The 21,805-nt window shown below is 60.4% G+C and carries 13 protein-coding genes; 4 read left to right on the top strand and 9 right to left on the bottom strand.

Features of this window, described 5'->3' with window-relative positions; genetic code table 11:
• Positions 1-68 precede the first annotated feature (68 nt).
• Entirely contained in the window at positions 69-575 is a 507-nt protein-coding gene (locus BZL43_RS05985) for an MgtC/SapB family protein (RefSeq protein WP_095631461.1), read from the top strand.
• Here BZL43_RS05985 and BZL43_RS05980 read toward each other — a convergent pair whose 3' ends face one another.
• The gene (locus tag BZL43_RS05980; protein WP_095631460.1) at positions 576-761 is read right to left on the bottom strand and encodes a hypothetical protein; all 186 of its coding nucleotides are present in this window, start codon (positions 759-761) and stop codon (positions 576-578) included.
• Positions 762-977: 216 nt separating this feature from the next.
• Between BZL43_RS05980 and BZL43_RS05975 the strand changes: the two genes are divergently transcribed.
• The 3 genes from BZL43_RS05975 to glgB all read left to right on the top strand — a co-directional run bounded on the left by BZL43_RS05975 (position 978) and on the right by glgB (position 8,700).
• Entirely contained in the window at positions 978-2,975 is a 1,998-nt protein-coding gene (locus BZL43_RS05975) for an alpha-1,4-glucan--maltose-1-phosphate maltosyltransferase (protein WP_095631459.1), read from the top strand.
• Between the two features lie 152 nt (positions 2,976-3,127).
• Positions 3,128-6,469, top strand: coding sequence for a maltose alpha-D-glucosyltransferase (gene treS, locus BZL43_RS05970; protein ID WP_095631458.1), 3,342 nt, complete (start codon positions 3,128-3,130; stop codon positions 6,467-6,469).
• Between the two features lie 2 nt (positions 6,470-6,471).
• Entirely contained in the window at positions 6,472-8,700 is a 2,229-nt protein-coding gene (gene glgB, locus BZL43_RS05965; RefSeq protein ID WP_095631457.1) for a 1,4-alpha-glucan branching protein GlgB, read from the top strand.
• Positions 8,701-8,835: 135 nt separating this feature from the next.
• On the opposite strand, the gene BZL43_RS05960 is transcribed toward glgB, so the two are convergent.
• From BZL43_RS05960 to treZ, 8 genes are all read right to left on the bottom strand, one after another.
• Positions 8,836-9,903 carry an autotransporter outer membrane beta-barrel domain-containing protein gene (locus tag BZL43_RS05960; protein WP_095631456.1) on the bottom strand — a complete coding sequence of 356 codons (1,068 nt, stop codon included), beginning with the start codon at positions 9,901-9,903 and terminating at the stop codon, positions 8,836-8,838.
• 427 nt (positions 9,904-10,330) lie between these two features.
• The gene (locus BZL43_RS05955; protein WP_095631455.1) at positions 10,331-11,131 is read right to left on the bottom strand and encodes an endonuclease/exonuclease/phosphatase family protein; all 801 of its coding nucleotides are present in this window, start codon (positions 11,129-11,131) and stop codon (positions 10,331-10,333) included.
• Between the two features lie 318 nt (positions 11,132-11,449).
• Positions 11,450-12,208, bottom strand: coding sequence for a PIG-L deacetylase family protein (locus BZL43_RS05945; protein ID WP_095631453.1), 759 nt, complete (start codon positions 12,206-12,208; stop codon positions 11,450-11,452).
• A 272-nt stretch (positions 12,209-12,480) separates the two neighbouring features.
• A complete protein-coding gene (gene glgX / locus BZL43_RS05940) occupies positions 12,481-14,640 on the bottom strand; it encodes a glycogen debranching protein GlgX (protein WP_095631452.1) in 2,160 nt (719 codons plus the stop codon).
• 125 nt (positions 14,641-14,765) lie between these two features.
• Entirely contained in the window at positions 14,766-15,110 is a 345-nt protein-coding gene (locus tag BZL43_RS05935; RefSeq protein WP_095631451.1) for a DUF2934 domain-containing protein, read from the bottom strand.
• A 21-nt stretch (positions 15,111-15,131) separates the two neighbouring features.
• Entirely contained in the window at positions 15,132-17,927 is a 2,796-nt protein-coding gene (locus BZL43_RS05930) for a malto-oligosyltrehalose synthase (RefSeq protein WP_095631450.1), read from the bottom strand.
• Positions 17,924-20,002, bottom strand: coding sequence for a 4-alpha-glucanotransferase (malQ, locus tag BZL43_RS05925; RefSeq protein WP_095631449.1), 2,079 nt, complete (start codon positions 20,000-20,002; stop codon positions 17,924-17,926). The genes BZL43_RS05930 and malQ overlap by 4 nt, the downstream gene beginning before the upstream one ends.
• Complete coding sequence (gene treZ, locus BZL43_RS05920) at positions 19,999-21,795, bottom strand: malto-oligosyltrehalose trehalohydrolase (protein WP_095631448.1); 1,797 nt, start codon at positions 21,793-21,795, stop codon at positions 19,999-20,001. The genes malQ and treZ overlap by 4 nt, the downstream gene beginning before the upstream one ends.
• Between the last annotated feature and the right edge of the window lie 10 nt (positions 21,796-21,805).

Genomic DNA, 21,805 nt, shown 5'->3' with positions numbered 1-21,805 from the left:
TGCAACCGATTAATGGTGGGTGGGGTCCATCCTCTATCGAGTCATTGAATCTTCACAAGGGCTGCGCCATGGACGCTTGGTGGCACGAGGTTTGGGAGACGTTGCAAGCGGAGTTCACCGACATTGGCGATGCGTCGCAATTGACGCGCATTACCGTGCGCTTGCTGATGGCCGCCTTGCTGGGCGGCATTCTCGGTTTCGAACGTGAGCAAAAGGGCAAGGCTGCCGGGGTTCGCACCCACATGCTGGTGGCGCTTGGCGCGGCATTGTTTGTGCTGGTGCCGCAGATGTCAGGATCCCAGGCCGATGCCATGAGCCGGGTGGTGCAGGGCGTGATCGCCGGCATCGGCTTTCTCGGCGCCGGGACTATCCTGAAAAACAGCGATGGCGATGAAGGCCATGTCAAAGGCCTGACCACCGCCGCCGGTTTGTGGATGACCGCAGCCATTGGTGTTTCGGCGGGAATGGGCCGCGAGGCGACGGCGGTGCTCAGTACGCTGTTGGCGTTGGTGATTCTCGGTGTGATGCCGATCGTGGTGCGCCAGTTGGAAAAAGAACGCCCCCCACGCGAATAATCATTCCGGGGTGACGATTTCCGGTGGCTGCACAGTCGGTGGCTCTTCGCGCGGTGGCGGGTTGGTGCCTGGCGGTTCCTGTTCAGGGACGGGGGCGGGCTCGGTCGGCGGTGTGGGTTGTGACGGCGGTACCGTTGGCTCATCGAGGTTCGGATCGGGTGTTTCAGGCGGGGTTGGAATGCTCATTGATACCGTCTCCGGTGGCAGGTGGCGTGAGTCGTGCTTAAGTTGATTGACCCGTAAACAGGGAACTTGATTCCCCGAAAAACTTGGCAAATCCCTCTGAACTTTTACCGACGCCTGCTGTTCGGAACTTAAGTGAGTTCATGCCGGGGCAGATCGCTTCGTGTGAACGACGACCAGGCACAAGAGCGTCCTTGGGGCGTTAAGGAGAGATGCTCGATGACCGCTGAGAAACCCACAGAATTTAGCTACAACCCGCATATACCGCTGTCGCAGGCGTTGCTGCTACCGCGGATCGTGATCGAAAACACCATGCCGACCCTCGATGGCGGGCAATTCGCCGTTAAAGCCGTGATTGATCAGGACGTGGTGGTGACCAGCAAAGTGTTTGCCGACGGCCACGACAAACTGGCCGTGCGCATCCGCTGGCGTGCCGACGGCGACGAAACCTGGCAGAGCGAGGTGATGGCCGAGCTGGGCAATAACGGCTGGCAGGGCCAGTTTCGTGTCAAGAAGCAGGGACGTTATGTGTTCTGCCTCGAAGCCTGGATCGATCAGTTCGCCAGCTTCTGTTATGAGCTGAAAAAAAAGCACGACGCTGGCGTTTCGGTCAGCCTGGAACTGCAGGAAGGACGCAATCACGTCCAACAGGCCGCCGAACGCTCTGAAGGCCATCTCAGCGAACAATTGACGACGTTGCACCATAAATTGTGCGGTCTGCTCGAAACCGAGCAGGTCGCCTTGTTTCTGCACCAACGCAGCGCGGATTTGATGGCCCAGGCCGATCATCGTCCCTTCCTGAGCCTGAGCCCGGAATACCCGGTGGACGTGGAGCGAGAGCTGGCGCAGTTCGCCAGTTGGTATGAATTGTTTCCGCGCTCGATCACCGATGACCCGGCCCGTCATGGCACCTTCAACGACGTGCATTCGCGGCTGCCGATGATCCAGGACATGGGCTTCGACGTGCTGTATTTCACGCCCATCCACCCGATCGGCCGCAGCTACCGCAAAGGCCCGAACAACTCGTTGATCGCCGGCCCGGACGATCCGGGCAGCCCGTACGCCATTGGCAGTGAAGAGGGCGGGCATGAGGCGATTCACTCGGAACTGGGCACTCGCGAGGATTTCCGCCGGCTCGTCGCGGCAGCATCCCGGCATGGGCTGGAAATCGCTCTCGATTTTGCGATTCAGTGTTCCCAGGACCATCCGTGGCTCAAACAGCACCCGGGCTGGTTCAACTGGCGGCCGGACGGCACGATCAAATACGCCGAGAACCCGCCGAAGAAATACCAGGACATCGTCAACGTCGATTTCTATGCCGTGGACGCGATCCCCAGCCTGTGGATCGAGTTGCGCGACATTGTGGTGGGTTGGGTCGAGGAGGGCGTGAAACTGTTTCGCGTCGACAACCCTCACACCAAGCCGTTGCCGTTCTGGCAATGGATGATTGCCGATGTGCGGGCGCTGTACCCCGAAGTGATTTTCCTGGCCGAAGCCTTTACGACGCCAGCGATGATGGCACGCCTGGGCAAGGTCGGTTACTCCCAGAGCTACACCTATTTCACTTGGCGCAATACCAAGCACGAGCTGGCGACCTATTTCACCGAACTCAATGAATCGCCGTGGCGTGAATGCTACCGGCCGAATTTCTTCGTCAACACGCCGGACATCAACCCGACGTTCCTGCATGAGTCCGGGCGCGCCGGCTTTCTGATTCGCGCCGCGCTGGCAACCATGGGCTCCGGCCTGTGGGGCATGTATTCGGGTTTTGAGTTATGTGAAGCGGCGCCGGTACCGGGCCGGGAGGAATACCTCAATTCCGAGAAGTACGAAATCCGCCCCCGAGACTTCAACGCGCCGGGCAACATCATTGCCGAAATCGCCCAGCTCAACCGCATCCGCCGACAGAACCCGGCCTTGCACACGCACTTGGGCCTGAAGGTCTACAACGCCTGGAACGACAACATTCTGTACTTCGGTAAACGCAGCGTCGACGGCAGCAATTTCATTCTGGTGGCGGTCAACCTCGATCCGCACCACGCCCAAGAGGCGAACTTCGAATTGCCGCTGTGGGAAATGGGCCTGCCCGATGATGCCGTCACTCAAGGCGAAGACTTGATGAACGGCCACCGCTGGACCTGGCACGGCAAGTACCAGTTCATGCGGCTCGAACCGTGGCATCTGCCGTTCGGGATCTGGAGGATTACTACTTCTTGACCGTCATGATCGTTCCCACGCTCTGCGTGGGAATGCCGCCCTGGACGCTCTGCGTCCGCCGCTGTGACGCAGAGCGTCACTGGATGCATTTCCACGCAGAGCGTGGGAACGATCTAGGCCAAGGCGTTCTCTAGTATCAACAGGAGTTACAAATGGCGAAGAAACCCAGGTCAGCCACCTTTATCAAGGACCCGCTCTGGTACAAGGATGCGGTGATTTACCAAGTTCATGTTAAGTCTTTTTTCGACTCCAACAATGACGGGATCGGCGACTTTCCCGGCCTTATCGCCAAACTCGATTACATTGCCGATCTGGGCGTCAACACCATTTGGCTGTTGCCGTTCTACCCCTCGCCACGACGCGACGATGGTTATGACATCGCCGAATACCGTGGTGTACACCCGGACTACGGCACCCTGGCCGATGCCAAACGCTTTATTGCCGAAGCCCACAAACGTGGCCTGCGGGTGATTACCGAACTGGTCATCAATCACACCTCGGACCAGCACGCCTGGTTCCAGCGCGCACGCAAGGCCAAGCCCGGTTCGGCGGCCCGCGAGTTCTATGTCTGGTCCGATAACGATCAGAAATACGACGGCACCCGCATCATTTTTCTCGACACCGAAAAGTCCAACTGGACCTGGGACCCGGTCGCCGGTCAGTACTTCTGGCACCGTTTCTATTCTCACCAGCCGGACCTGAATTTCGACAACCCGCAAGTCATGAAAGCGGTGCTGTCGGTGATGCGCTACTGGCTCGACATGGGCATCGACGGTCTGCGGCTGGACGCGATCCCGTACCTGATCGAGCGCGACGGCACCAACAACGAAAACCTGCCCGAGACCCACGACGTTCTCAAGCAGATCCGCGCCGAAATCGACGCCAACTACCCCGATCGCATGCTGCTGGCCGAGGCCAATCAGTGGCCGGAAGACACTCAACTGTACTTTGGCAACACCACTGCCGATGGCCAGAACGGCGATGAATGCCACATGGCCTTTCACTTCCCGTTGATGCCGCGCATGTACATGGCGCTGGCCCAGGAAGATCGTTTCCCGATCACCGATATTCTGCGCCAGACCCCGGAAATCCCCGCCAACTGCCAGTGGGCTATTTTCCTGCGCAACCACGATGAGCTGACCCTGGAAATGGTCACCGACCGGGAGCGCGATTACCTGTGGAATTACTACGCCGCCGACCGCCGGGCGCGAATCAATCTGGGGATTCGTCGGCGTCTGGCGCCGTTGATGGAACGTGACCGTCGCCGCGTGGAATTGCTCAACAGTTTGCTGCTGTCGATGCCGGGCACGCCGACCCTGTATTACGGCGATGAAATCGGCATGGGCGACAACATCTACCTCGGCGATCGCGACGGTGTGCGCACGCCAATGCAATGGTCGATCGACCGTAATGGCGGTTTCTCCCGCGCCGACCCGGCCAGCCTGGTGTTGCCGCCGATCATGGACCCGCTCTACGGCTACTTGTCGGTCAACGTCGAAACCCAGGCCGGTGACCCTCATTCGTTGTTGAACTGGAACCGGCGCCTGCTCGCGGTGCGCAAGCAATCCAAGGCGTTCGGGCGCGGGACGCTGAAAATGCTCTCGCCGAGCAATCGCCGGATCCTGGCGTATACCCGCGAATTCACCGGCCCGGATGGCAAGCACGAGATCATTCTGTGCGTGGCCAACGTATCCCGAAGCGCGCAAGCGGCGGAGCTGGACCTTTCGGCCTATGTCGGCATGGTTCCGGTGGAGATGCTCGGCGGCAATGCGTTCCCGCCCATCGGCCAGTTGAATTTCCTGCTGACGCTGGCGCCTTACGGTTTCTATTGGTTTGGGCTGGCGGCGGAAAACCAGATGCCGAGCTGGCACGTGGAGCCGGCGCACAGCCTGCCGGACTTCACCACCCTGGTGCTGAAGAAACGCATGGAAGAGCTGCTCGAAGCGCCGTCCCGACAAACCCTGGAGCAGAGCATTCTGCCGAGCTGGTTGCAGAATCGCCGCTGGTTCGCCGGCAAGGACGGCGTCATCGACAGCGTCAACCTGGCGTACGGCGTGCGTTTCGGCGACCCGCAGCATCCAGTGTTGCTGGGGGAAATCGACGTCACCAGCGGTGGGCAGACAAGCCGCTATCAACTGCCGTTCGGCTTTATCTCCGAGGAACAGGTCGGCGCGGCGTTGCCGCAGCAATTGGCGCTGGCCCGGGTCCGGCGTGGGCGTCAGGTCGGTTTGATCACCGACGCCTTCAGCCTCGACAGCTTTGTTCATGCGGTGTTGCAGAGCATGCAGGCCGGCACGGTATTGTCATCTGACGGTGGCGAGATCCGTTTCGAACCCACCGACGCCCTGACCAGGCTTGGCCTGACCGCCGAGTCGGAGGTGCGCTATCTGTCCGCCGAGCAATCCAACAGTTCAGTGGTGATCGGCGGCAGCCTGGTGCTCAAGCTGATCCGCAAGGTCGCGCCAGGGGTGCACCCGGAACTGGAAATGAGTGCGTACCTGACCCATGCCGGTTTCCAGAATATTTCGCCGCTGCTGGGCGCGGTGACCCGTCGCAACGCGGCAGGCGAGGACACGCTGCTGATGATCGCCCAAGGTTACTTGAGCAATCAGGGCGACGCGTGGGAGTGGACCCAGAACAACCTCGAACGGGCGCTTCGCGACGAGCTCGCCGATGCCGTCTCGGAACAGGAACAGCATTACAACGCCCTCGGCGAGCTGAAGGATTTCGCCGGCATGCTCGGCCAGCGCCTGGGGGAAATGCATCAGGTGTTGGCAGCCCCGAGCGCCAACCCGGACTTCGCACCACAAATCACCACCCAGAAAGATGCCCTGGCCTCGGCCAAGGATGTGGCGGCGCAGCTGGAACATGCCCTGAAGTTGCTCAAGCAGCATCAAACTGACCTGAGCTCCGCGGATCAGGCATTGGTCAGTCGTTTGCTGGACAACAAAAAAACCATCCTCAGCCATGTTCAGGAATTGGGCAAAAAAGCGGCTGGTGGCCTGCGCATTCGCGTCCATGGCGACTTGCACCTGGGGCAGGTGCTGGTGATCAAGGGCGATGCCTACCTGATCGATTTCGAAGGTGAACCGGCACGGGGCCTGCATGAACGCCGAGGCAAACACAGCCCCTATAAAGATGTCAGCGGCGTGTTGCGCTCCTTCGATTACGCGGCGGCGATGACGCTCAACGTGCATAACGTCGATAACACCGCCGAGGCCCAGGCCGCGCGGCAACGGGTCGCCGATCGATATCTGAGAGAAGCGCGGCATGCATTTGTCGACGCTTATCGGCTGGCGGCAGCTAGTCTTGCTCATGCATGGCAAGATCCTGAAGGCGAGGACGCCGCGCTGGCGTTGTTCGGTCTGGAGAAGGCGGCTTATGAAGTGGCCTATGAGGCTGAAAATCGACCCACCTGGCTGCCCGTGCCGTTGCACGGTCTACACGGTTTATTGAGTGGGCTCAAACCCTTTTCCGATCTTGGTGGAGAGTAGTCATGAGTATCTCGAACAAGGAACAGGGGCACGTTGAACAGGCGCTGCCCAGGGCGCGGGATATCGATGCGTTGGTACGCGCCGAGCACCAAGACCCCTTTGCAATTCTGGGCCCGCATAGCGATGGCGCTGGCGGGCAATTCATTCGCGCCTATCTGCCGGATGCCTTGAGTGTGCAAGTGGTGGACAAGGAATCCGGGGAAGAGCTCGGCAGCCTTGAGGCCACGCAAACCCCGGGGCTGTTCGTCGGGCACTTCGAGCGGGCTCGGCCCTATTTGTTGCGAACCCGTTGGGCGGGTGGCGAGCAACTTGCCGAGGACCCTTACAGCTTTGGTCCGTTACTCGGCGAGATGGATTTGTACCTGTTCGCCGAGGGCAATCACCGGGACTTGAGCAGTTGCCTCGGCGCGCAACTGAAGACAGTCGATGGTGTAGAGGGTGTGCGCTTCGCCGTGTGGGCGCCGAATGCCAGAAGGGTTTCGGTGGTTGGCGATTTCAACGTCTGGGACGGTCGCCGCCATCCGATGCGATTGCGCCATCCTTCCGGGGTCTGGGAGTTGTTCATTCCGCGCTTGCAAGCAGGGGAAGCCTACAAATACGAAATCCTTGGTGCCCACGGCATTCTGCCGCTCAAGGCCGACCCCATGGCCCTCGCCACCGCACTGCCACCGGACACCGCATCGAAAGTCGCCTCGCCGCTGAAAATCGACTGGAAGGATCACGACTGGATGCAGTCGCGGGGCGAGCGTCAGCGAACCAGCGCACCGTTGTCGATCTATGAGTTGCACGCCGGTTCCTGGCAATGCGAACTGGATGACCTGGGCGAAGTCGCCCGTCAGTACACCTGGCCCGAATTGGCCGAGCGGCTGATTCCTTATGTGAAGGAGCTGGGTTTCACTCACATCGAACTGATGCCGATCATGGAGCATCCCTTCGGTGGCTCCTGGGGTTATCAATTGCTGTCGCAATTCGCCCCAAGCGCCCGTTACGGCACGCCGGATGAGTTCGCCGCGTTCGTCAATGCCTGTCACCAGGCCGAGATCGGTGTGATCCTCGATTGGGTGCCGGCGCATTTCCCCACCGATACCCACGGCCTGGCGCAGTTCGACGGCACGGCGTTGTATGAGTACGGTAACCCGCAGGAAGGTTTTCACCAGGACTGGGACACGCTGATCTACAACCTGGGCCGCACCGAGGTGCACGGCTACATGCTGGCGTCGGCGCTGCACTGGCTCAAGCATTTCCACGTCGATGGCCTGCGCGTGGATGCGGTGGCGTCGATGCTGTATCGCGATTACTCGCGCAAGGCCGGTGAGTGGGTGCCCAACCGTCACGGCGGTCGGGAGAATCTGGAGGCCATTGATTTTCTGCGTCATCTCAATGACGTGGTGGCTCTGGAAACACCGGGCGCGCTGGTGATTGCCGAAGAATCCACGGCGTGGCCGGGCGTCAGCCAGAGCACGCAACAGGGTGGGTTGGGTTTTGCCTATAAATGGAACATGGGCTGGATGCACGATTCGCTGCATTACATCCAGCAGGACCCGGTGTACCGCGCCCATCATCACAACGAGCTGAGTTTCGGTCTGATGTATGCCTGGTCCGAACGCTTCATCCTGCCGATTTCTCACGATGAAGTGGTGCATGGCAAGCATTCGCTGATCGACAAGATGCCCGGCGACCGCTGGCAGAAGTTTGCCAACTTGCGGGCTTACCTGAGTTTCATGTGGACGCATCCGGGCAAGAAACTGTTGTTCATGGGCTGCGAATTCGGCCAGTGGCGGGAATGGAATCACGATCAGCAACTGGACTGGTATTTGCTGCAATACCCGGAACATCAAGGGGTGCGCAAACTGGTCGGTGACCTCAATCGGTTGTATCGCGAAGAACCGGCGCTGCATGACCAGGATGACGCCCCGCAAGGCTTCCAGTGGTTGATCGGCGACGATGCGACCAACAGCGTCTACGCCTGGCTGCGCTGGAGCAAGGACGGGCGGCCTGTGCTGGTGGTGGCGAATTTTACCCCGGTGCCGCGACAGTCTTATCGCATCGGTGTGCCCTTCGCCGGGCGTTGGGTCGAGTTGATCAACAGCGATGCCGACACTTATGCCGGGTCCAATTACGGTAACGGCGGCGGGGTATCCACCGACGAACAACCGAGCCATGGCCAGGCGCTTTCCCTGGATTTGAACCTGCCGCCGTTGGCGGTGTTGATTTTGCGTCCGCAGGGTTGATCCAAAATCGCGTCCTGATCGTTCCCACGCTCTGCGTGGGAATGCAGCCCGGGACGCTCCGCGTCCCAAGAGCGGACGCAGAGCGTCCATTGAGGCATTCCCACGCGGAGTGTCGGAACGATCATCGGCCAGGCTTCACCACCGCATCCGCACCCCAAGGCTGCCAATCAACCCGTTCAAATCATTGTCATCCACATCGCTGCTGTAATCGGCGCTGATGTACAGGCTGACCAAAGGCGTGACTCTGGCGACCAGTCCCAAACCCACATCCACCGTCGAGGATTTGCGGCTGCTGCTGATTTTGTCGACCTGATCCAGGCTCACGGTATTGCCGGTGTATACCGTGTGCCACACGTTGGTGCGCACATAGGGTTCGACCGGCAGGCCATTGATATCGTAACTACCTTTCAAGCGGGCACCGACCCGACCGCTCCAGGACGACATGTCGCTGGAGGAGCCGTTAGCGGAGCCGGCATAGGGCTTATCCAGCGTAATACGTTGATTGATCAACTGCGCCTGGGGTTCGATCACCCAGTTATCACCCAGGCCAATCGGGAAACCGCCTTCCACCGACAGCGTCACCGCGCTGCCTTCGGCGGCTTGTCGCGCGCCTTGGTCATTGCGGCTGTAACCGTTGACCCGGCCGCCGCTGGCGCTCAAGTCTACGTGCCAGCCTTGTGGGCCGGTCAGGCTCCAGTAGGCGCCGAGACTCTGGCCTTGAAGATTGAGGGTGTCATGGTCGGGATCGGCGAGGGCGCGACTGGTCAGCAGACCGTTGTCATTGCCCTGAAATTGAGTGGTGCCGCCGATCAATCCGACCCGCTGGGTATGGCCGCTGTTGCTTTGGACGGTCAACAGCGCCGGGCTTTTGAATTCGCTGGCGCCAGGGATGGAAACGCCCAGGGCCTGATAGTCGGTTTGGGCTTGCCGTGAGGTCTTTCCATAGACATGGTCCCAGGCCGAAGGCGCGGCGTTTTCGACCGTCAGGCGTGAGCTTTGTACATCTGGATTGACACGTGAATGGCCGGGATACGTGGCCAAGCCGGCGGGCAAGGTAAGGGTCGGCAGTGCCTGGTTATACCAAAGCGTTGATTCATCCTCGGCAGACGAGGCCTGCACCTCCATGGATGAGCACAGCAGGAGTGAACTCGTGACGGTGCAAAAAGTGATTTTGATCTCTTGTGGGGTGAATGAAGTCTTCATGGAGGTCTACCTTGCAGTTGCATGCGTATCTCGCTTTGGCGTCTCTCCTACCCCGAATGAGGGGCGACCGAATGGATTAGGGCAAGGTCAGACCCGCCTTTTCTTACAGGAGTCTGGTGGCTGGCCCCTGATAAATTTCCGGGGGTAGTAAGCACTAGCTAAGAAGACTGCAGGCGCTGCGTCAAGAAAGTGGCCGATAAGCGGTATGGCTATTTTATGTGTTGTAAGTGACTGATTATTGGCGCGTATCTAAGTTGTTGTTTGTGCAAAAAATCATCCAGAAAGGCGCGGGCCAGACACGTTTGGTAGGGCGCTATCAGTTGTTTGACCGAAGGTCGAGCGCAGGAGAAACCAACGACGTCGGTGTGCCATTACTGTCATTTTTTCTGTCATGGAGGGGATGACTGGCGACTGTCTCTTGACGGTGTTACAGGCGCACTTCCACCGCCAGCGGCAAATGGTCAGACAAATGCGTCCAGGGTTTGTGGCCAAGTATGCGCGGTTCATGACTGCTGGCATTACGCAGGTAGATCCGGTCCAGGCGCAGGAGGGGAAAACGTGCCGGGTACGTTTTTGCCGGACGGCCATGATGGCGTTCAAAGGCTTCATGCAAGTAATGGCGCCGGGCGAGGGCGGCATTGCCTTGCAACTGCCAGTCGTTGAAATCGCCGGCAATAATCACTGGGGCATCATCGGGCAACGATTCGAGCAACAGGCAGAGCAATTGCAACTGCAGTTGTCGATGGCTTTCCAGCAGGCTCAGGTGCACGCAAATGGCATGCACTTCGGCATGCCCCGGCACATCCAGCACGCAATGCAACAACCCGCGCCGCTCGGGGCCGGTGATCGAGACATCGAGGTTGCGAAATTCGCGGATCGGGTATTTCGAGAGCAGGGCATTGCCATGATGGCCATCAGGGTAGACCGCGTTGCGACCGTAAGCGAAATCACTCCACATGCTGTCGGCCAGGAACTCGTATTGCGAGGTTTGTGGCCAATCGTTGTAACGGAAAGAATGCCGGTCATGCTCACCGACCACTTCCTGCAAAAACACCAGGTCTGCCGACGTGCTGCGTACCGCTTCACGCAATTCCGGAAGGATAAAACGCCGGTTGAGGGCGGTGAAGCCTTTATGGGTATTGACCGTCAGCACTCTGAGTCGATGAACCGCCGCAGGCGTGTCCGAGGGTATGGATTCGATGGCTTGTCGTTCGGCATCACTGGTCACGTTTACTCCTCTTAATCAAGGCTGATGTATGCATGCGACTGGTGCAGGGGGCGAGCAGTTCAGCGTGATTTACAGCAAAGGAATTTTTGCCACGAGGGCTTGCCTGCGGCGAGGGGACTTCTGTAACTGGGGAAGCTCTGTGGCAAGGGGGCTTTTGTGGCGAGGGGGCTTGCCCCCGTTGGGTCGCGAAGCGGCCCCAAAAGCTTTTGCGACTGCTTCGCAGCCGAACGGGGGCAAGCCCCCTCGCCACAAAAGCTCATTCACCACAAAAGCCCATTCACCACAGAAGCCCCCTCACCAAAACATTCCCCGCATGATTCAGACAAACACCATTTCATACGGCAGTCGCATGCGCTCCAGAAGCACCCGGGGCAGTGATGGGGCGGCACCGATCATCGGCTCACCGTCAAGTTGGCTGGCGTAGGCATAGGTGGCGTGGCTTTTACGCGCCACGGCCCAGGGGTCCAGGCGGACCTTGCGTGCTCGATGCCAGGGGATCAGCGCGTGATCGCGTGAGGGCCAGTGCCAGGCCCAAACCGGTATTTCGTTGAGTGTTGCACCAACCAGCGCCGCGGCCCTGGCGCTGGCACGGCCAACGGCGTCGTGATCGACGTTGCCGTCTTCGCGCCAGGTGGTGAACACCACATCGCCGGGGCGCAGGTAGCGGATGATGAACCGGGTCAGTTCAGACTCTCTTTCGGTCAGCCCACTGTCAGGGAAGCCGGCGCGAATCCACTTAAGGCTGTGCATCGGCAACCCGAGTCGGCGCAACGCTTCAACGCTTTCCTGGGGGCGAATTACGCTCAGGCGTTTCTGTGACCACTGTGGTGAACCAAAATGGCTGTAGCTACCGTCGGTGATCGAGATCAATTGCAGAGGATGGTCAAGGGCGCACAACTGTTGCAGAAGGCCGCCGCAGGTCAACACTTCATCGCCAGGATGTGGTGCGATCACCACTGCGCGAGCACCGGCCGGGACCAGGGTTTCTGTATTGATGAAAGGGATGTCGTCCAGTTGCCGGGCGCTGTTCCAGATTTGCGCGGGCAGACCATTTTCGCTGATGGACACTGTATTCATAGGCACTACGTCCTTGTTCTGTCTGGCCCTCAGTCGTGCGCAATGCTTGCGAGGGCGCAAGCCTGGCAGACCCGTGAAGGCGGGGTAAATAGCAATTTGCAGCGCTCCGAACCCTGGATAGCCGCGGGCAGAGTATTGCTCATGGATCGCTATTCGTCGCCTCAGTCTTTGGTCTGATGCGATTTTTTTAACCCAGGCTATGTCAGGTTTGGCAAATAATCAGCGAAACCGTCCCTACGGATTTCATGACGGCTTGCCCCCGAGGGCCCTGTTCACTCTTCTTCTTCGCGCTGCAATTCGAACAGCAGCAGCGAGCGGCCCGTGACGGAATATTCGTGACCGAACCCGAAGCGTTCCTGGCCACGAATCGAGGGTTGATTGGTATCGATCATGCAAGTCCAGAAAGCGCCGTCGGGCACTTCCGGGAGCAGGAAATTGACGACGTCATGGTGGGCGTTGACCACCAGCAGCAGGGTCGCGTCGGCGCCTTTGCGGCGAATGCCGGTTTCCTGGGCGCGGCCATCGAGCAACATGCCCAGGCAACGACCGTGGCTTTCTTCCCATTGCTCGGTGGACATTTCGCTGCCGTCCGGGGCCAGCCAGGTCACGTCCTTGACGCCGATGTCTTCATTGTAGTTGCCCACCAGGAAGCGCCCCCGACGCAGAATCGGATAGGCCAGGCGCAATTTGATCAGGCGTTTGACGAACTTGAGCAGGGCCTTGCCGTCTTCGCTCAGGTCCCAATTGACCCAACCGATCTCGCTGTCCTGGCAATAGGCATTGTTATTACCGTTCTGGGTGCGCGCGAACTCATCGCCGGCCACCAGCATTGGCGTGCCTTGGGCCAGCAGCAATGTGGCAAAGAAGTTACGCATCTGTCGTTGGCGCAGCGCATTGATCTCGGGATCGTCGGTGGGGCCTTCGACACCGTGGTTCCAGGACAGGTTGTTGTTGCTGCCGTCCTCATTGTTCTCGTCGTTGGCTTCGTTGTGCTTGTCGTTGTACGACACCAGATCGTTGAGCGTGAAACCGTCATGGGCGGTAATAAAATTCAGCGAGGCATATGGTCGGCGTCCACGCTGGTTGAACATCTCGCCAGAGGCGGTCATGCGGCTGGCGAAGTCGGCGAGTTGGCCGTCGTCGCCTTTCCAGAACCCACGCACGGTGTCGCGGAATTTGTCATTCCATTCGACCCACCCCGGCGGGAAATTCCCGACCTGATAACCACCAGGGCCACAGTCCCAGGGTTCGGAAATCATCTTCACCTGGCGCAGCACCGGATCTTGTCGGCAGGCCACGAGAAAGCTGTGACGCTCGTCGAAACCGTCGTGATAACGGCCAAGAATGGTCGCCAGGTCGAAACGGAAACCGTCCACGTGCATTTCCGTGGCCCAGTAACGCAGAGAATCGGTGACCATTTGCAGCACGCACGGGTGACTCAGGTCCAGGGTATTGCCGGTCCCCGAATCGTTGATGTAGTAGCGCTTGTCGTCGGGCATCAACCGGTAGTAAGAGGCGTTGTCGATGCCGCGCATCGACAGGGTCGGGCCTTGTTCGTTGCCCTCGGCGGTGTGGTTGTAGACCACGTCGAGGATCACTTCCAGATTGGCCTCGTGCAGGTGCGCGACCATCTCTTTGAACTCGGCGATCTTGCCGCTGGCCAAGTAGCGCGGATCCGGGGCAAAGAACGCAATGCTGTTGTAACCCCAGTAGTTGGTCATGCCTTTGTGCAGCAGATGCTGATCATTGACGAAGGCATGAATCGGCAGCAGTTCCACGCTCGACACGCCGAGCTTGCGGATGTGTTCGAGCACGTCATCGACCATCAACCCGGCGAAGGTGCCGCGCAAGTTTTCGGGGACGGCGGGGTGACGCATGCTGAAACCGCGGACGTGTGTTTCATAAATGATCGTTTTGTCCCACGGCACGCTGACCCGATGGTCATGGCCCCAGGTGTGCGCCGGGTCGATCACTTTGCATTTGGGCACGAAGGGCGCGCTGTCCCGTTCATCGAAACTGAGGTCCGCTTCCGGGTGGCCGATGGTGTAGCCGAACAACGCTTCGGACCATTTCAACCGACCGACCAATTGCTTGGCGTAGGGATCGATCAGCAGCTTGTTGGGGTTGAAGCGATGACCGTTGGCCGGGTCGTAAGGACCGTACACGCGATAACCGTAGATCAGCCCCGGATGGGCGTCGGGCAGGTAGCCGTGGTAAATCTCGTCGGTGTATTCCGGTAACTCGATACGCTCCAGTTCCACCTCGCCGGAATCGTCGAAAATGCACAGTTCAACCTTGGTCGCGTGAGCCGAAAACAGCGCGAAATTGACCCCCAGGCCATCCCAGGTCGCGCCTAGCGGGAAGGGCAAGCCTTCACGGATTCGCGAGGCCTCGGCACGAGGTTCGGGCGCGGTTTTCTTTGGACTGCTCATAGTTGCTCCTGCATGGGGTGACGGCTCTCGACTGCGAACCCTGGCTCTGGTTTTTTTCGAGGGCGAGCGCGCCCTCGGTGGCGAAAGACACGCCACAAATCAAGCGAGGCGAGGCGATAAACGCGTCAGGTCGTTGGCGGTTTGCGCGCAGCGCGTGGCTTTTTTTCGACGCTCTTTTCGCCAAGCGGGGTCATTGTCGAAGCAGCGGGTTTGGCTTTGGTCCTGGCTTTGGGTTCAGCGCCTTTGGCACTGAGTTTGCCGTCGGGCTTGCCGGTCGCGGACTTGGCGCCGAGGCTTTTGCTGCCAGTCGTTTTTGCTGACTTGCCGGGTGCCAGCGCTTTGGCTTGGGCTTCAGCGTCGGCCAGTTTGCGAGCCATCTCCCAATGTCGCTCTTCCTGGCCCTCGGGCTTTCCTTCGGATTCCCAGATTTGATAGGCAAATTCGCGGATGCGTTTATCGTCGGTACTCATCGCAATGCTCCTGAACTGAACTCAAGCTTGGGTAGTTTGGATAAAGAGATTGACCGGGAAATCCCCCAGCGCGGCACTGACCATCAGTTCCCTGTGTTTTGTGACTACGACGCTCGCAAAAAGTCCCTTCAGATTTTCTTCAGGCGTCGCAAACGGTAATTTGACCCGTGTATCGCTCCACAGTGGCGCTTCAATCTGTGGTTCGGCACTGTTTTCCAGCAGCTCGGCACAGCGTATCGGTACTATCACGATAGCCCGCTCTCCCTGCCATTCGCGAACAAATGCCAGTACCCGGTGAGCCTGGCTGCCGAGCACTTCCAGGGCTTGATACGTCCCTCTTTGAAACAGTCCGGCAAACTCGGTACGTCTTTGTAATGTTCGGGCGATCAGGATTTGCTTGATGCGCCCGTCCCGCCAGTTCGCCAGCAGATCGGGCAGATCCAGCCGTAGATGCATCGCCTGCTGACGACTGATGTAATCCACGGGGCGACGGTTGTCCGGATCGACCAGCGTGAAGTCCCAGAATTCGTTGCCCTGATAAAGGTCCGGTACTCCCGGCACGGTCATTCGCAGCAAGGTTTGCGCCAAGCCATTCAATGCCCCCGGGGCGGCGATGCTCTGCGCCGCCGCACCGATGGCCGCGCGCAGTCGTTCGCCTTCGGGGCTGAGCAGCAGGCGTTCGAGAAATCCATGGGTCGCCTGTTCATATCCCTCGTTTGGCGCACTCCAGTTGCTTTGCAACTTGGCTTCGCGCAGGGCTTTCTGTTGCCACTGCCAGAGGCGTTTGGCGTAGTCCAGGAGGGCCGCCTGATCATTGCTGCGCAGCTTCAGGGGCCAACTGCCGAGCATCACTTGATACAGAATCAGCTCGTCCCCGGCCGAAGGCGCGCCGGGTTCAATGCGCAGTTCATCGGCCAGGTTTCGCCAGTGCTCGACCTGGTCGGCGTACCAGGTGCTGCGCTCGCTCAACACTGCCAGCCGCGCGCGGGTGTCTTCGCCGCGTTTGTGATCGTGGGTCGCGGTGGTCAGCAGGTTGTCGGGGAACTCGGCCAGGCGATTGACGCAGGCAGCATGGAAGTCGGTCACCGGGGCACTGAACTGCTCGGTGTTGTAGCCGACATCGTTGCGCGACAGCAGCACGGCCGAGCGATAAAGCGCGGTGTCTTCCACCGCTTTGGCCGCCGCCGGTGAAGTCAGTTGCTGGAAACGCACGCAGGCATGCTTGAGCAATTTGCGGGAGCGGCCTGGCGGGTGCTTGCGCCAGGGTTGGCCACCAAGCCAGCTGGCCAGGCAATCGAGCACAGGCCAGTCGGTCTCGCCAAGGGTTTGCCGGGCGCCGTCCATGGCTTGCTGGAAAAGCATTTCGTCTTGGGCGGCGCGGCCCAACGGGCTGATATAAGTGCGATACACGGGGAAGTGTACGATCAGTTCCTGCAAGGCCCGACGGATTGCGCCGAGGGTCAGGTCCCGGGTCATCAAATCGTCCCGGGCCACTTGCAACAGGGCGTGAGCGACACTTTCGAAATCTCCGGCAAGGGAGCCGTTGAGAATCTGCTGGCGCGCCAGTTGCGCTTCCTGACGGAAATCGGCGGGCCGTTCGCTGTGCCGGCTCCAGAGTTCACCCAAGGTCCGGGCGCCTTCAGGGGCGTGTTGCAGCAATGACAACTGGTTCATGAATTCGTAACCGGTGCTGCCATCGACAGACCAGTCACGGTGCAAGGTTTCGCCCTCGCCGAGGATTTTCTCGACGTAGATCGGCAGGTGCCGCTGCGGTGCCAGGCGATCGACTCTGCGCCGCAGTTTGCGGCAATAACCACGCGGGTCGGCGAGGCCATCGATGTGATCGACGCGCAGCCCGTCGACAAGACCTTCGGCCACCAGCTCGAAGATTTTTGCATGGGTGGCCTCGAACACCGCCGGACGTTCGACACGCAGGCCGCCCAGTTCATTGATATCGAAAAAGCGCCGCCAGTTGATGTCGTCCGCCGCCGTGCGCCAACTGGCCAGCCGATAACTCTGGCGCTCAAGCAGGTTATGCAGGCGCTCGAAACCCTGGGCCGTGAGCGAGTCGTAGGCGCCGAGCGTGTGCTCGATGGCGCGAAGAATGGCCGGATCGCTGGCCAGTTCGTGCAGTTCGGTTTTCAGCGCACTCGCCAGGTTGTACGCGTCAGTCTGGTAGCGCAAGGTAGTGAAGCGGTCTGCCAGGGATTTGAGCTGTTCGGCCTGCTCGGCATTCAAGTGATCATCGGCCTTGAGCAGCTCGCCGTAATCTGATGGGGAAATGGGGAAGTGATGTTCGTAGTGCTCGACATGAAAGGCGCCGCTCCGGGCATCGAAACGCAAGGGCAGGGTGCCGTCCTGCAAGGCGATGCCGTAGTCACTGCCCAAGAAAGGCAGCAGCAATTGGCCTTCCATCAACGGGTCGGGCGAGTGCCATTGGATGTCGAAGAACTCGCCGTAAGGGCTCAGTCGCCCCCATTCCAGTAAATCGAGCCACCAGGGGTTATCGCCACCGCCGACGGCCATATGATTGGAGACAATGTCGAGGATCAGCCCCATGTTCTGCGCGCGCAATGCAGCGACTAAACGGCGCAACGCAGCCTCGCCGCCCAGTTCAGGGTTGACCCTGGTCGGGTCCACCACGTCGTAGCCATGCATGGACCCCGCGCGGGCGGCGAGCAGCGGCGAAGCATAGACATGGCTGATGCCCAGGCTGGCAAAGTACGGCACCAGCGGCACCGCCTGATCCAGGGTGAAACCCTTATGAAATTGCAGCCGCAGGGTGGCTCGCGGCGGTGGGGTGAGCGAATGATTCATTGGTCACGCTCGGCCGCCTGAAGTCGCGCACAGGCGAGCAGTTCCAGGCGTCGGGCGGCGTCCGGATCATCGAGCAGGGTCTCGCTGTCGCCAGGCAACCTGCGCGACCAGTTGGGATGGGTGTCGGTGGTGCCGGGCAGGTTGGCCTGCTGTTCGATGCCCAAGGCATCTTCCATCGGCAGCAAGACCAGCGGCGCGCGGGTATGACCAAGGAAGCGGATGGCGGCGTCGAGCACCTGATCGGTTTCGTGGGACTCTTCGCGGAAATTCTGTGGGTCCTCGCTCAGCACCCGACGCAAGCCTTCACGCTCGCGCTCACGGTGTTGGCGCCATTCGATTTCCCCCGGGGCGTCGACCAGATTCAAGCGCGCACTCCAGTCGATATCGCGGCCATGCCACCAGCCATTGAGCGTCGGCAGGTCATGGGTGCTGGTGGTTGCCAGGGCGTTGTCCGGCCAGTCGAGGATCGGCTTGAAGTGAGTATTGTCCTGTTCGAACAGCAGCACGCGCATGCCGAGAATTGAGCGCGCGATGAGTTTTTCGCGCAAGCCCTCGGGCACGGTACCGAGGTCTTCGCCGAGCACGATGGCCTGATGTCGATGGGATTCGAGGGTCAGCAGGCGCAGCAGGTCATCCACCGGATAATAAAGGTAGGCCCCGTCGCTGGGTGGCGCGTCATTGGGGATCACCCACAATCGTTGCAGGCCCATGACGTGATCGATGCGCAGGCCGCCGGCATGGGCGAAGTTGGCCCGCAGCATTTCGATGAACGCGCGAAAGCCGTTGCGCACCAGACCTTCGGGGGAAAACGCGGAAATGCCCCAGCCTTGGCCGGAACGGTTGAGGATGTCCGGCGGCGCACCCACGGTCAGTGAGGCGAGCAGTTCGTCTTGACGACTCCAGGCCTGGCTGCCGCCGCCGTCGGCGCCCACCGCCAGGTCCGCGATCAGGCCGATGCCCATGCCGGCACTGCGGGCGGCGGTCTGGGCGCGTTCCAGGCAGCGTGCGATCAGCCACTGGCAGAACGCGTAATAGCCGATGCGGGCCGAATGTTCTTCGGCGAAATGCGCCAGAGCGGTGCTGCGCGGATCACGCCATTGTTCGGGCCACTCGCGCCAGTCGAGGCTTTCACCGCGCCGTGCACGGGCTTCCTGGATCGCTTCGAAGCGGCAATGATTTTCCAGCGCTTCGCCACCGGCATGGCGGAAGCTGCTGAAATCCGGGTGCAAAGGGTGTTCGCCGTGGGTGAAGCCTTCGTACAAGGCTTCGAGCAAACGGTGCTTGGCTTCGGCGGCGGTGGGCCAGTCGATCAGCGGCAACGCTTCGAGGTGCTTGAGCTCAGCGGCAAGACCGGTGGCGTCGATAGCAGTGCGCAGGGCACGCTCACCGAGAATCGCACCGGGCGCCGCGTACAGGCTGTTGAGAAACAAACGGCTGGACGGCGAGTAAGGACTGTAACGCTGGGTGTCGCGGCTGAACATCGCATGCAGCGGACTGATCGCCAATGCTTCGGCGCCTCGTTCGCCCGCCACCCGGGCCAGATCTTCGAGGGCCTGGGTATCGCCGAAACCGCCATCGCCGGGACGGCGCAGCGAATACAACTGCACGCTCAGGCCCCAGGTGCGCGGGTGTTGACTGCCAACGGCATCGCCCACGCTGTAGCAGCGCAGGGGGGCTACCGCCAGGGTGAAAGATTGATCGTCGATGCTGACGTGCTGATAACCCACCGGCACCAGCCCGGGCAACACAGCGTTGTCATCGAGCTTCAAGTTGATCCGCGAGCCGTCTTCGAGATGGATTTCACACGGGGTCTGCGGTTCGAAATAGCGGGACAGATCAAGGCCGGCACCCACGTCGCAGGTCAGCAGCGGTGGCAGGTGCCGGGTTTGTTGCACCTCTTGCAACTGCAGCAGGCTGGCGTCGATCTCCTGGGCCGTACTGGCGGGATGGCCAAGCCCACTGAGCACCGAACGCAACACCGCCGGAGCCACTTTCTGTGGACGGCCATTGGCATCGATCCAATCGACGGCCAGGCCTGCTCGGCTGGCCAGTATTTCCAGTTGCGCATTGCTCATGGGCGCTCTCCATCCGGGGGTAGCAAAGGGGCTGCGGCCGTGAGGCTGACTAGCGCGCAATAGGGGGCAAGTGTGCCCTGATTCAACAGACTGGCCGATTGTGGCGGGTGTTCGAACAGCAATGTCGCGTCGGACTGTGGGGTGTGGACCACAGGCGCCTCGCTGAGGTTCAGGTCAATGCGCAACTGACTGCCATCGCCCAGCCGCCAGCGCGCCGTCACCGCGCCCTGGGCCAGGACCTGCGCACCCAGCGCCTGGGCGCCGGGCAAGTGCGGGATGATGTGTCGGTGGCGGATTTGCAGCAGTTGGCGATACAGCTCATAAACCGGCGATTGGTGGCTGGCGGTCAGCTTCGGCCGTGAAGCTTCGAAGGTCTGCGTCGCGTTCGGGTCGGGAATCTGCTCGCGTTTGTGCGGATCGGCAAAAGCGCTGAACGCCGCGAATTCATTGCGTCGCCCTTCGCGCACCAATTGCGCCAATTCGCCATGGTGGCTGGTGAAGAACAGGAACGGTTGTTCGGCGGCGAATTCGTCGCCCATGAACATCAGCGGGATCATCGGTGACAACAGCAGCAACGCGGTGGCGGCGTAAAGGGCATCAGGATGGGCCAGCTGATGCAGACGCTCGCCAAAGGCGCGATTGCCGATCTGGTCGTGGTTTTGAAGAAATAGCACGAAAGCCGTGGGCGGCAAGTGACCGCTCGGCTCACCGCGCGCCGTACCGTGGCGGGTGATGTGGCCCTGAAACACGAAGCCCTGGCTCAGGCAGCGGGCGAGTTGTTCGGTGGGCTGTTGGGCATAGTCGGCGTAATAGGCATCGGTTTCACCCGTGAGCAGAACGTGCAGGGCGTTATGGCCGTCGTCGTTCCATTGCGCGTCGAAACCTTGCTCCAGCAGGCTGGCCTGGTTGTGCTCGTTTTCCGCCATCAGCCACACGTGCCGCGCCGGATCGGTTTGCTGGCGCACCCGTTGCGCCAGCTCCTGAAGGAAGTCCGGATCGTCGATGGCATGCACCGCGTCCAGGCGCAGGCCGTCGAAGCGGTACTCCAGCAACCACATCAGCGCGTTGTCGATGAAGAAGTCGCGCACCTCGCGCCGCCTGAAGTCGATCGCCGCGCCCCATGGGGTGTGTTTGTCTTCGCGGAAAAAGCCTTTGGCGTAGCGATGCAGGTAATTGCCGTCGGGGCCGAAATGGTTGTAGACCACGTCGAGAATCACCGCCAGGCCGTGGCCGTGGGCCGTGTCGATCAGGTGTTTGAGTTGTTCGGGCGAGCCGTAGGAGGCTTGAGGCGCGTAAAGCAGAACCCCGTCATAGCCCCAGTTACGTTCGCCGGGAAACTGCGCCAGCGGCATCAGTTCGATAGCGGTAATACCCAGCTCAACCAGGTGGGCCAGGTGTTGCTCAACCTGGCTGAAACCACCGAGTGCACCGACGTGCAGTTCGTAGATCACCGCTTCATTCCACGGTCGGCCCCGCCAGGCAGTGTGTTGCCACCGATAGGCGAGCGGATCGACCACCACGCTGTGGCTGTCGATATCGCCCGCCTGGGCGCGGGAGGCCGGGTCCGGCACTTCCAGCTCGCCATCGATGTTGTAGCGGTAGCGGGTACCCGCGGGACAGCGGGTCTTGATCACAAACCAGCCATCGGCCTGAGGCAATAACGGCAGGGATTGTCCATCTTCCAGTTCGAGACTGACAAAAAACGCATCGGGCGCCCACAAGGCAAAACGCGTGTGTTCTGCGTCCAGCATGATTGCGCCGTGGGGCCAGGTCTCAAGGGTCCGTAACGGCATCGTTGAAAGC

The organism is Pseudomonas sp. PICF141, from assembly GCF_002286815.1.
Classification (GTDB): Bacteria; Pseudomonadota; Gammaproteobacteria; order Pseudomonadales; family Pseudomonadaceae; genus Aquipseudomonas.
Note: the sequence above shows the minus strand (reverse complement) of the source record. Positions and strands in the feature narration are given on the sequence as shown.

What these genes read in the sequence shown, in the direction of transcription:
- BZL43_RS05985 (WP_095631461.1), top strand. Translation starts at nt 69, where the DNA reads ATGGACGCTTGGTGGCACGAGGTTTGGGAGACGTTGCAAGCGGAGTTC.
- BZL43_RS05930 (WP_095631450.1), bottom strand. Translation starts at nt 17,927, where the DNA reads ATGAATCATTCGCTCACCCCACCGCCGCGAGCCACCCTGCGGCTGCAA.
- BZL43_RS05975 (WP_095631459.1), top strand. Translation starts at nt 978, where the DNA reads ATGACCGCTGAGAAACCCACAGAATTTAGCTACAACCCGCATATACCG.
- BZL43_RS05945 (WP_095631453.1), bottom strand. Translation starts at nt 12,208, where the DNA reads ATGAATACAGTGTCCATCAGCGAAAATGGTCTGCCCGCGCAAATCTGG.
- BZL43_RS05980 (WP_095631460.1), bottom strand. Translation starts at nt 761, where the DNA reads ATGAGCATTCCAACCCCGCCTGAAACACCCGATCCGAACCTCGATGAG.
- BZL43_RS05960 (WP_095631456.1), bottom strand. Translation starts at nt 9,903, where the DNA reads ATGAAGACTTCATTCACCCCACAAGAGATCAAAATCACTTTTTGCACC.
- glgX (WP_095631452.1), bottom strand. Translation starts at nt 14,640, where the DNA reads ATGAGCAGTCCAAAGAAAACCGCGCCCGAACCTCGTGCCGAGGCCTCG.
- malQ (WP_095631449.1), bottom strand. Translation starts at nt 20,002, where the DNA reads ATGAGCAATGCGCAACTGGAAATACTGGCCAGCCGAGCAGGCCTGGCC.
- treS (WP_095631458.1), top strand. Translation starts at nt 3,128, where the DNA reads ATGGCGAAGAAACCCAGGTCAGCCACCTTTATCAAGGACCCGCTCTGG.
- treZ (WP_095631448.1), bottom strand. Translation starts at nt 21,795, where the DNA reads ATGCCGTTACGGACCCTTGAGACCTGGCCCCACGGCGCAATCATGCTG.
- BZL43_RS05935 (WP_095631451.1), bottom strand. Translation starts at nt 15,110, where the DNA reads ATGAGTACCGACGATAAACGCATCCGCGAATTTGCCTATCAAATCTGG.
- glgB (WP_095631457.1), top strand. Translation starts at nt 6,472, where the DNA reads ATGAGTATCTCGAACAAGGAACAGGGGCACGTTGAACAGGCGCTGCCC.